Origin of the sequence: Tomitella gaofuii, from assembly GCF_014126825.1 — a bacterium.
In the GTDB taxonomy this organism is placed as follows: domain Bacteria; phylum Actinomycetota; class Actinomycetes; order Mycobacteriales; family Mycobacteriaceae; genus Tomitella; species Tomitella gaofuii.
In genome coordinates this window covers 912778-923073 of the sequence record NZ_CP059900.1, presented here as the reverse complement: position 1 = coordinate 923073, position 10296 = coordinate 912778, and the positions used below count along the sequence as shown (strand labels likewise).

8 protein-coding genes are annotated in these 10296 nt (G+C 72.4%); all 8 read right to left on the bottom strand.

Annotated elements, in window-relative coordinates; genetic code table 11:
- Positions 1–44: 44 nt before the first annotated feature.
- Genes H4F70_RS04285 through H4F70_RS04250 form a run of 8 tightly spaced genes read right to left on the bottom strand, consistent with a single transcriptional unit; the run spans position 45 to position 10284 of the window.
- On the bottom strand, positions 45–680 hold the full coding sequence (locus H4F70_RS04285; protein WP_182359148.1) for a TetR/AcrR family transcriptional regulator: 636 nt from the start codon (positions 678–680) through the stop codon (positions 45–47).
- Between the two features lie 55 nt (positions 681–735).
- Positions 736–1530, bottom strand: a complete 795-nt coding sequence (locus H4F70_RS04280; RefSeq protein ID WP_182359147.1) for an enoyl-CoA hydratase family protein — start codon at positions 1528–1530, stop codon at positions 736–738.
- A gap of 51 nt (positions 1531–1581) precedes the next feature.
- Positions 1582–2742: an acyl-CoA dehydrogenase family protein gene (locus tag H4F70_RS04275; protein ID WP_182359146.1), complete on the bottom strand. Its 1161-nt coding sequence runs from the start codon at positions 2740–2742 to the stop codon at positions 1582–1584.
- Positions 2739–4877, bottom strand: a complete 2139-nt coding sequence (locus H4F70_RS04270) for an acetyl/propionyl/methylcrotonyl-CoA carboxylase subunit alpha (protein WP_182360173.1) — start codon at positions 4875–4877, stop codon at positions 2739–2741. Before H4F70_RS04270 ends, H4F70_RS04275 begins: the two co-directional genes overlap by 4 nt.
- Before the next feature lie 22 nt (positions 4878–4899).
- Complete coding sequence (locus H4F70_RS04265; protein WP_182359145.1) at positions 4900–6510, bottom strand: acyl-CoA carboxylase subunit beta; 1611 nt, start codon at positions 6508–6510, stop codon at positions 4900–4902.
- Positions 6507–7673 carry an acyl-CoA dehydrogenase family protein gene (locus H4F70_RS04260; protein ID WP_268968380.1) on the bottom strand — a complete coding sequence of 389 codons (1167 nt, stop codon included), beginning with the start codon at positions 7671–7673 and terminating at the stop codon, positions 6507–6509. Before H4F70_RS04260 ends, H4F70_RS04265 begins: the two co-directional genes overlap by 4 nt.
- 26 nt (positions 7674–7699) lie before the next feature.
- Positions 7700–9445 (bottom strand): acyclic terpene utilization AtuA family protein, encoded by a 1746-nt coding sequence (locus tag H4F70_RS04255; protein ID WP_182359144.1) that lies wholly within the window; start codon positions 9443–9445, stop codon positions 7700–7702.
- Complete coding sequence (locus H4F70_RS04250; protein ID WP_182359143.1) at positions 9442–10284, bottom strand: TIGR03084 family metal-binding protein; 843 nt, start codon at positions 10282–10284, stop codon at positions 9442–9444. The genes H4F70_RS04255 and H4F70_RS04250 overlap by 4 nt, the downstream gene beginning before the upstream one ends.
- Between the last annotated feature and the right edge of the window lie 12 nt (positions 10285–10296).

Sequence of the window (10296 nt, the reverse complement as noted above, 5' to 3'; positions counted from 1 at the left end):
GTCGGGAACCGCGCGACGTCATGAGGCCGGTGGTAACCCCGGATTCAGCGACGGGAGCGACCGGCGCCGGCGGAGTCCAGGGCCGTGTGCAGCGTGTTGGCCCACTGGCGCACGATGCGCTCGCGGCGGGCGGAATCGTCGGTGAGCACGTCCGCCAGCCCGAGGCCGCGCGCCATGTCCAGAGTGGCCTGCACGAGTGTGTGCACCACCGGGTCGGCATCGTCCGCGCCGAGCATCTCGATGGTGGTGCGGTGCGCGTGCCGGCCGAACTTCGCCTCCAACGGCACGATCCGGGTCCGCAGCTGCTCGTCCGCGGCCGCCGCCGTCCACACCTGCAGCGCCGCCTTGAACAGGTTACCGGTGAAGTGGTCGACCACGCCCTGGACGACGTGCAAGGTACGGCTCGGGCCCGCGCCGATCGCGGCCGCGCCGCCCCGGAGCTCGGTCATGCGGCTGTCGAACATGTACTCCAGAGCGCCCGTGATGAGGTCCTCGCGCGTCGGATAATGGTGCTGTGCGGCCCCTCGCGACACCCCGGCATGCTCGGCCACCTCCGCCACCGTCGACCCCGCCCAGCCGTGCACCGCGAGCAGTTCGATCGTCGACTCGAGCAACCGCTGCCGGGTGGCCCGGCTCCGGTCCTGCTGGGGTTCGCGCACCTCGGAACGACGGCCGGTCATCCGCACTCTCCTCACCGCTGTCGTGCACACAGGCGCGCCCGGGCCGGACGCGCCGTCATTCCGCCCAGGCCGGCGCCCTCTTCTGCAGGAACGCCGTCATGCCTTCGATCGCCTCCGGCGTCCCGAACAGCTGCGCGGACCGCTCGCACAGGCGCCCCGCGTCCGCGTCGAAACCGGCCAGCACCGCCCGGGTGAGCAGCGCCTTGGACTCGGCCAGGCCTTGCGGGGAGGCCTTGCGGAGCTCGGCCACCAGCGCGTCCGTCACCGCGGCCGCGTCGTCGGCGGCCACCGTCACCAGACCCATCGCCTCGGCGCGCGCTCCGTCGAACTTCTCGCCGGTGAGAAAGTACCGCCCGGCCGCGCGCGAGGTCATCCGGGGCAGCACGGTGAGCGAGATGATCGACGCGGCGAGCCCCAGGCGCGCCTCCGTGAGCGCGAAGGTGCACCGCGGCCCGGCCACCGCGATGTCGCACGCGCCGACCAGCCCCATGCCGCCCGCCCGCACGTGCCCGTCGATCAGTCCGATCACGGGCTTGGGACATTCGAGGATCGCACGCAGCAGGCCCGCCATCGCCTCGGCGGGCGACTCCCCGCCGCCGGTGCCGGCATCGGCGGGGCCTGAGCCGGTGGCCGCGCTCAGGTCGGCGCCCGCGCAGAAGGTCCCGCCGGTGTGCGTGAGCACCACAGCCCGGACGTCCGGGTCGTCCTGCGCCCGCGCCAGCCCCGCCCGGACGTCGGCGATGAGGCGCGGGGACAGCGCGTTGCGGTTGTGCGGCGAGTCCAGGGTCAGCGTGGCACGTACCTCGTCCGTGTCGTAACGGACGAGGGGCCAGTCCTGCTTGTCGGTCATCGCTGTGCTCCTCGGAAATCGGTGTGCGGGTGCGGCCCGGCGCCCGCCGGGTCAGTACGACCGCGGCAGGCCCAGGCTGTGCTGCGAGACGAAGTTGAGGATCATCTCGCGGCTCACGGGGGCCACTCGCGCGATGCGCGCGGCGCCGAGCATCGCGGCGAGCCCGTACTCGGCGGCGAGCCCTCCGCCGCCGTGCGTCTGGATCGCCTGGTCGAGCGCCTTGATGCTCGCCTCCGCCGCGGCGTACTTGGCCATGTTGGCCGCCTCCGCGGCGCCGCCGTCGTCGCCCGAGTCGTAGAGCACTGCGGCCTTCTGCATCATCAGCTTGGCCAGTTCCAGCTCGATCTTCACCTGCGCCAGCGGGTGCGCGACGCCCTGGTGCGCGCCGATGGGCGCATCCCACACCGCGCGTTCCCGCGCATAGGCTGTGGCCGCGTCGAGCGCGTAGCGCCCCATGCCCACCGCCATCGCGGCCCCCAGGATGCGCTCGGGGTTGAGCCCGGCGAACAGCTGCATCAGCGCCGCGTCCTCCGCGCCGACGAGAGCGTCGGCCGGCAGCCGCACGTCGTCGAGGAACAGGGTGAACTGGTGGTCGGGTTCGACGATGTCCATCGCCATCGGCCGCGCGGTGAACCCCTCCGCGTCGGTGGGCACGATGAACAGCGCCGGCTTGAGCCTGCCGGTCCGGTGATCCTCGGTGCGGGCGACGATGAGCACGGCGTCCGCCTGGTCTACGCCGGAGATGAAGACCTTGCTGCCGCTGAGCACCCATCCGCCGTCGTCGCGCCGCGCCGTGGTGGTGATGCGGTGGGAGTTCGAGCCCGCGTCGGGCTCGGTGATCCCGAACGCCATCTTCCTGCTGCCGTCCGCCAGGCCCGGCAGCCAGGCGTCCTTCTGCGCCTCGGTGCCGTACTTGCCGATGATGGTGCCGCAGATCGCGGGCGAGACCACCACCAGCAGCAGTCCGGCGCCCTTCGCGGCGAGCTCCTCCTGCACCAGGGCCAGCTCGTAGATGCCCGCCCCGCCGCCGCCGTACTCCTCCGGCAGGTTGACCCCCAGGAACCCCGCCTTGCCCGCCTCGTCCCACAGCTCGGTGAGCGGTTCGCCGCGCCGTGCGCGCGGCAGCACGTAGTCGACGTATCCGTACCGCGCCGCCAGGCCCGCCACGGCCGCGCGGAGCTGCTTCTGCTCGTCGGATTCGATGAAGCTCATGCGTGCTCTCCTGACTGTCGTGGCCCGTCGGATCCGTCGCCGTCGGGCCCCTCGGCCGCGTCCGCAGCGGACACGACCGCGAGGACCGCGCCGACCTCCACCTGCGTGCCGGCCTCCACCGCGACCTCGGTGAGGACGCCGTCCGCCGGCGCCGCGATGGCGTGCTCCATCTTCATCGCCTCGAGCCACAGGACGGGCTGGCCCACGGTGACCGTGTCCCCCACCGCCGCGCCCAGCCGGATCACGGTGCCGGGCATCGGCGCCAACAGCGAGCCCGCCGCCTGCATGTCGGACGGGTCGACGAACCGCGGGACCGCTTCGAAGGCGCAGGGCCCCGACGACGAGTCGACGTGCACCCGGTCGCCCGCGGATCCGCCGCCGTACCGGGCGACCGCGTACTCGCGGCGGAGCCCGTCGACGGTGAGCACCACTCGGTCCGGCGCAGCAGAGACGAGGCCGACACCGTCGACGACGCCGGTGGCGAGACCGTCGCGGGTCAGCCGGTAGTCCACCTCGTGGGTGCCGCGGGCGCCGCGGAAGTCCTTGCGTTGAGGCTGCGAGGGCACGTTGCGCCACCCGCCCGGCAGGCCCGGCACCACCGTCGCCGCCGCCCGGTTCGCCGCGGCCTGCGCCAGCGCGGCGGCGAGCGCCGAGACGCGCTCGGCCACTGCGTCGGCGAGCGGTGCGGACAGGGCGTCGAGCCCATGGCGGTCGAAGAACGCTGTGTCGGTCTCGCCGGCGAGGAACGCAGGATGCCGCAGCACGTTGACCAGCAGGTCGCGGTTGGTCACCAAGCCGTGGATCCGGGCCCGGGCCAGCGCCGACGCGAGGATGCGCGCCGCCTCGCCGCGGTCCGGTGCCCACGCGATGACCTTGGCGAGCATCGGGTCGTAGTGCACGCCCACCGCCGAGCCGTCTTCGATACCCGAGTCCAGCCGGACGCCCCGGTCCACGTGCGGGGCCGCGAACTCCGCCGTCACCCCGGGCACCGAGAACCGGTGGACGGTGCCGGACTGCGGCTGCCAGTCGAGCGCCGGGTCCTCCGCGTACAGGCGCACCTCGATCGCGTGCCCCCGCGCCGCCGTGTCCTTCCCGGACCCTTCGCCCTCGCCGAAGCGGGCCCCCTCCGCCGCGCGGAACTGCATCTCCACCAGGTCGATCCCGGTCGTCAACTCCGTGACGGGGTGCTCCACCTGCAGGCGCGTGTTCATCTCGAGGAAGTAGAAGCGGCCCTGTTCGTCGGCCAGGAACTCCACCGTGCCCGCGCCCTCGTAGCCGATCACCGAGGCGGCCAGCCGGGCGGCGTCGAAGAGCCGCCGGCGCATGTCACCGCCCGCCCCGTCGATGCGCTCGACCAGCGGTGACGGCGCCTCCTCGACCACCTTCTGATGCCGGCGCTGGATCGAGCATTCCCGCTCGCCGAGCGCGAGCACGGTCCCGTGGGCGTCCGCCATCACCTGCACCTCGATGTGCCGGCCGGTCTCCAGATAGCGCTCGCAGAACACCGTCGGATCGCCGAACGCGGAGGCGGCCTCGGCCCGTGCGGCCTCGATCTGCGGGCGAAGGTCGGCCAGGCCGCGCACCACGCGCATGCCGCGTCCGCCGCCGCCCGCCGACGCCTTGACGAGCACCGGCAATTGGTCGTCGGTGACCTCGTCCGGGTCCAGTTGCTCGAGCACGGGCACGCCGGCCTCGGCCATCCGCTTCTTCGACTCCACCTTGGAGCCCATCAGCGCGATGGCCTCGACCGGCGGCCCGATCCACGTCAGCCCGGCGTCGACGACGGCGCGGGCGAAGTCGGCGTTCTCCGAGAGGAACCCGTACCCGGGGTGGACGGCGTCGGCGCCGGCCGCGCGCGCCGCCGCCACGATCAAGTCGCCGCGCAGGTAGGTCTCCCCGGGGGTCGCGCCCGGCAGCCGGACCGCTGCGTCGGCCTCGCGCACGTGCGGCGCGTCGACGTCCGCATCGGAGTAGACGGCGGCGGTGCCGCGTCCGGTGCGGCGCGCGGTGGCGAACACGCGCCGGGCGATCTCGCCGCGGTTGGCCACCAGGACGGTGGTGACAGGGGCAGCGCTGCTCACCGGAGTAGAGCTGCTCACCGGGGCGGGGCTGGTCGCCGACGTGGACGCCGGCATGGCGGTATCGGTCACGGCAGGCTCACATTCTGAAGACACCGAAGTTGCCGGTGCCCTCGATCGGTGCGGACGCGATGGCGGACAGGCACATGCCCAGGACCGTCCGGGTATCGCGCGGGTCGATGATGCCGTCGTCGAACACGCGGCCGGACAGGAACATCGGCAGCGACTCGGCCTCGATCTGCGCCTCGACCATGGCGCGCATCCCGGCGTCGGCCTCCTCGTCGAACGGCCGCCCCTTCGCCTCGGCGCTCGCGCGGCTGACGATGGAGATGACCCCGGCCAGCTGGGCAGGTCCCATTACCGCGGATTTGGCACTGGGCCAGGCGAACAGGAAGCGCGGGTCGTACGCCCGGCCGCACATCCCATAGTGGCCGGCGCCGTACGACGCGCCGATGAGCAGGGAGATGTGCGGCACCGTCGAGTTGGACACCGCGTTGATCATCATCGCGCCGTGCTTGATGATCCCGCCCTGTTCGTACTCCGCGCCCACCATGTAGCCGGTGGTGTTGTGCAGGAAGAGCAGCGGGGTGTCCGCGCGGTTGGCGAGCTGGATGAACTGCGCCGCCTTCTGCGCCTCTTCGGAGAACAGCACGCCGCGCGCGTTGGCGAGGATGCCGATGGGATGGCCGTGCAGCCGCGCCCACCCGGTGACCAGCGACGAGCCGTAGAGCGCCTTGAACTCGTCGAACTCGGACCCGTCGACGATGCGCGCGATCACCTCGCGCGGGTCGAACGGCACCTTGAGGTCGTCTGGCACGATGCCCAGCAGCTCCTCGCTGCCGTAGAGCGGTTCGGGCGCCCGGCCGTCGGGGCCGAGTTCCGGCGCCGGCCCCTGCTTGCGCCAGTTCAGCCTCTTGACGATGGACCGGCCGATGCGGAGTGCGTCGTACTCGTCCTGCGCGAAGTAGTCGGCCAACCCCGATGTGCGCGCGTGCATCTCCGCACCGCCCAGCGATTCGTCGTCCGAGACCTCCCCGGTGGCCATCTTCACCAGCGGCGGCCCGCCGAGGAACACCTTGGACCGGTCCTTGACCATGACCACGTGGTCGGACATGCCCGGGATGTACGCGCCGCCGGCGGTGGAGTTGCCGAACACCAGCGCCACCGTGGGGATCCCCGCCGCCGAGGCGCGGGTGAGGTCGCGGAACATCCGCCCACCCGGGATGAAGACCTCCTTCTGCGTGGGCAGGTCGGCGCCCGCCGACTCCACGAGCGAGATCACCGGCAGCCGGTTCTGCCGGACGATCTCGTTGATGCGGAACGACTTCTTGATCGTCCACGGGTTCGACGCCCCGCCGCGGCTGGTGGGATCGTTAGCGACGATCATGCACTCGACGCCCTCGACCACGCCGATTCCCGCGACCAGGTTGGCGCCGACGGGGAAGTCGGTCCCCCAGGCCGCAAGAGTGCACAACTCGAGGAACGGGGAGTCCTCGTCGATGAGCAGCTCAATGCGTTCGCGAGCGAGCAGTTTGCCGCGCCTCCGGTGCCGCTCGACGTACTTCTCCCCGCCGCCGGCAAGCGCCTTGTCCACCTCGGCGCCGACCTCGTCGAGCTTGCGCCCCATGGCTTCGGCCGCGGCGCGGTACCCCTCCGACCCTGTATCGAGAAGCGTCTTCAGTGTGCTCATCGCTGGAACCCCAATCGCTTTGCCGCCAGTCCGGTCAGGATCTCTGTGGTGCCGCCGCCGATGCCGAGGATGCGCATATCCCGGTACTGGCGTTCCACCTCGCTCTCGCGCATGTACCCCATTCCGCCGAAGAGCTGGACCGCCTTGTTCGCCACCCATTCCCCGGTCTCCACCGCGGTGTTCTTCGCGAAGCAGACCTCCGCCACCAGGTCGGTGTCGCCCTCCGCGTAGCGGTCCACGACATGCCGCGTGTACACCCGGGCGATGTCGATGCGGCGGGCCATCTCCGTCAAGGTGTCCTGCACCGACTGGCGGGCGATGAGCGGTCGGCCGAACGTCTCCCGATCGCGGCACCACGCCAGGGTCAGGTCCAGGCAGCGCTGGGCCGCCGAATAGGCCTGCGCTGCGAGCGCGACCCGCTCGGTGACGAAAGCCTGGGCGATCTGCAGGAAGCCGCTGTTCTCCGGGCCCACGAGGTTGCCCGCGGGAACCCGGCAATCGGTGAAGGACAGTTCGGCCGTGTCGGAGGCCAGCCAGCCCATCTTGTCGAGCCTGCGGGAGACCTCGAATCCGGGCGTCCCCTTTTCGACCACCAGCAGCGACACGCCGGCGGCACCCGCTCCGCCGGGCTCTCCCGGGTCGCCCGTCCGCACCGCGGTGACGACGAAGTCGGCGCGCACGCCGGAGGTGATGAAGGTCTTGGCGCCGTCCACCACGTAGTGGTCGCCGTCGCGGACCGCGCGCGTGCGCAGGTGGCCGACGTCCGAACCGCCGCCGGGTTCGGTGATCGCGAGCGCACCGATCGCCGTGCCCTCCAGCACGGGCCGCACCCAACGGTCGATCTGGCCGGGGTCGCCGGCCGCGATCAGGTGCGGCACCGCGATCCCGCACGTGAACAGCGACGCGAACAGGCCGCCGGAGCACCCGTCGTAGTGCATCTGCTCGCAGATGATCACCGCGTCCCGCGGCGACCCGCCCCCGCCCCCGGCGGATTCCGGGAACGAGGCGCCGAGCAGCCCCAGCTCCCCCGCAGTGCGGTGCAGGCTCCGGGGGAGCTCGCCCGCGCGTTCCCACTCGTGCTGGTGGGGCAGCACATCGCGGGCCATGAAGGCGCTCACCGTGCTGCGCAACGCGGCGGCGTCAGGCCCACCCCAGTGGTCCACCGTGCTCCCCCGGCGGGTTTCTGTTCTCACAGTGCCGACTCCTCGACGTCGATTCCGGTGTCCGCGATGGCCGCGGGCATGTCGATGCGGCGCGAGCGCAGCCACTCGGCCAGGCCCTTGGCCTGCGGGTCGAACCGCGCGTTGTACGCGACGCCCTGCCCGAGGAGTCCCTCGATCACGAAGTTCACCGCCCTCAGATTCGGCAGAAGCGTGCGCGTGATCGTCAGGCCCTCGGTCTCCGGCAGCATCCTGCGCAGTTCGTCGACGGTGAGCGCGTGGGAGAGCCAGCGCCACTGCGCGTCGGTGCGGACCCAGACGCCGATGTTGGCGTTGCCGCCCTTGTCGCCGCTGCGGGCGGCCGCGACGGCACCCAGCGGAAGCCTGCGCGTCGGGCCGGGATCGTCATCGTCCGGCAGCGCGGGATCCGGTACCGGCTCCAGTTCCCGGGTCTCGGCGGCCGACGTGATCTGCACTCGCGCGCCGTCCGGCAGCACCGCGACGTGCGGCACGTCCCGCCGGTCGACGTAGCCGGCCTCGAACACGCCGTAGGGCGCGGCAGCGCCGGGCATCGAGGTGAGCGTGGCCCCCGGGTAGCCCGCCAGCGCGAGCTCGACGGCGACGTTGGAGAACGCCCGGCCCGCCTTGTCCGGGTCCTGGTCTCGCACCGTGCAGGTGAGCAGTGCGCTCGCCTGCTGCTGGGTGGGGGCGTCGGGCCGGTCCACCCGCGCGAGGTCCCAGGTCAGCTCCGCGGGGCGGACGGGCAGCCAGGCCTCGAGCTGCCGCCGGGTCAGCTCGGCTTTGTCCTCGACGTCCAGCCCCGTCAACACGAAGGTCATCGCGTTGCGGAAGCCGCCGAGCGTGTTGAGCGAGACCTTGAGGTCCGGCGGCGGGGGCTCGCCCTGCACTCCGGTGATCGCGACGCGGTCGGGGCCCTCCTGCGCGAGCTCGACCGTGTCCAGGCGGGCGGTGGCGTCCGGATTGGCGTAGCGCGCGGTCTGGATCTCATACATCAGCTGCGCGGTGACCGTGTCGACCGTGACCGCGCCGGCCGTGCCCGGATGCTTGGTGATCACCGACGAGCCGTCGCGCCGGATCTCCGCGATCGGGAATCCCGGCCGCGACAGGTCGGCGATCTCGCGGAAGAACGAAAAGTTGCCGCCGGTGGCCTGCGTGCCGCACTCGATGACGTGCCCGGCGACCACGGCCCCTGCGAGCGCGTCGTAATCCGTGCGGCCCCACCCGAAGTGGGCGGCCGCGGGGCCGACGATCACCGACGCGTCGGTGACCCGCCCGGTCACCACGACGTCCGCGGCCGCACCGAGGGCCTCCACGATGCCCCACGCGCCGAGGTAAGCGTTAGCGGTGAGCGGTTCACCCAGTCCCAGCTCGGCGGCGCGCGACGTCAGATCATCGCCCTCGACGTGCGCGACTGTCGCCGTCAGCCCCAGCCCCCGGGCCAGCTCCCGCAGCCGCTCGGCGAGACCGGCGGGGTTGAGCCCGCCCGCGTTGGCGACGATCCGCACGCCCTTGTCCAGTGCGAGGCCCAGGCAGTCCTCGAGCTGGCGCACGAAGGTCTTGGCGTAGCCCAGCTCGGGGTGCTTCATCCGGTCGCGGCCGAGGATGAGCATGGTGAGCTCGGCGAGGTAGTCGCCGGTGAGCACGTCCAGCTCGCCGCCCTCGAGCATCTCGCGCATGGCGGAGATGCGGTCGCCGTAGAAGCCGGAGCAGTTGCCGACGCGGATCAGATCCGGGTCGGGCGCCAGTGATGTCATCGGGTCTCCTCCCGCCGGGGCTCTTCCCGCCGGCGCTCTTCCCGCCGGGACTCGTCCGACAGTGGCGGGCGCCCGCCTCCCGGTGCGCCCGCGAACGCCTGCGCGATCGTCATCCATCGCCGCGCGTCGTCGCCTTCGGCTTTGATATCGAGATCATCGGGGTGCCGCCGCTGGGTGACGAGCAGGCAGAAGTCCAGCGCCGGGCCGGTGATCCGCTGCGCCGCGTCGTCAGGGCCCCACACCCAGCTGTCGCCGTCCGGCGCGCGCAGCTCCACACGGAACGGCGCGGCGGGCGGCGCCAGCTCGTGCACCGCGAAGGCGAAATCGCGTGTGCGGACACCGATGTGGGCGACGTGCCGCAGCCTTGTCGTCGGCGCCCTTGCCACGCCCATCGCGTCGGCGACGTCCTCGCCGTGGGCCCAGGTCTCCATGATCCGCGCGGTAGCCATCGACACCGGGCTCATCGGGGGGCCGAACCACGGCACCTTCGTCCCCGCCGGCCTGTCCCGCAGCGCCTGCGTGAGCGCGGCCCGCCCCTCGCGCCAACGCGTGAGCAGTTCCGCGGGGGCGGTGCGCGCCCATCGTTCGGCGCCCGCGTCGACGAAGCCCGTCGGATCCGCCCAGGCCGCCGCAACGAGCTCCTGGAACCGGGACTCGTCGGTCGCGGCAGTCAGGGACGCCGCATCCGTCCAGGCGAGATGCCCTATCTGGTGCGCGATGGTCCAGCCGGTCGCCGGCGTCGGCGTGGACCACGCGTCGGCGTCGAGGCCGGCGACGAGCACGTCGAGCGCCTCGCCCTCCGCTTCGAGGTCTGCCAGGACCGGTTCGAGTTCCGCCACGTGCACAGCGTC

Coding starts and splice junctions, on each gene's coding strand:
- H4F70_RS04270 (WP_182360173.1), bottom strand. CDS start 4,877: ATGCCGGCGTCCACGTCGGCGACCAGCCCCGCCCCGGTGAGCAGCTCT.
- H4F70_RS04285 (WP_182359148.1), bottom strand. CDS start 680: ATGACCGGCCGTCGTTCCGAGGTGCGCGAACCCCAGCAGGACCGGAGC.
- H4F70_RS04275 (WP_182359146.1), bottom strand. CDS start 2,742: ATGAGCTTCATCGAATCCGACGAGCAGAAGCAGCTCCGCGCGGCCGTG.
- H4F70_RS04265 (WP_182359145.1), bottom strand. CDS start 6,510: ATGAGCACACTGAAGACGCTTCTCGATACAGGGTCGGAGGGGTACCGC.
- H4F70_RS04280 (WP_182359147.1), bottom strand. CDS start 1,530: ATGACCGACAAGCAGGACTGGCCCCTCGTCCGTTACGACACGGACGAG.
- H4F70_RS04255 (WP_182359144.1), bottom strand. CDS start 9,445: ATGACATCACTGGCGCCCGACCCGGATCTGATCCGCGTCGGCAACTGC.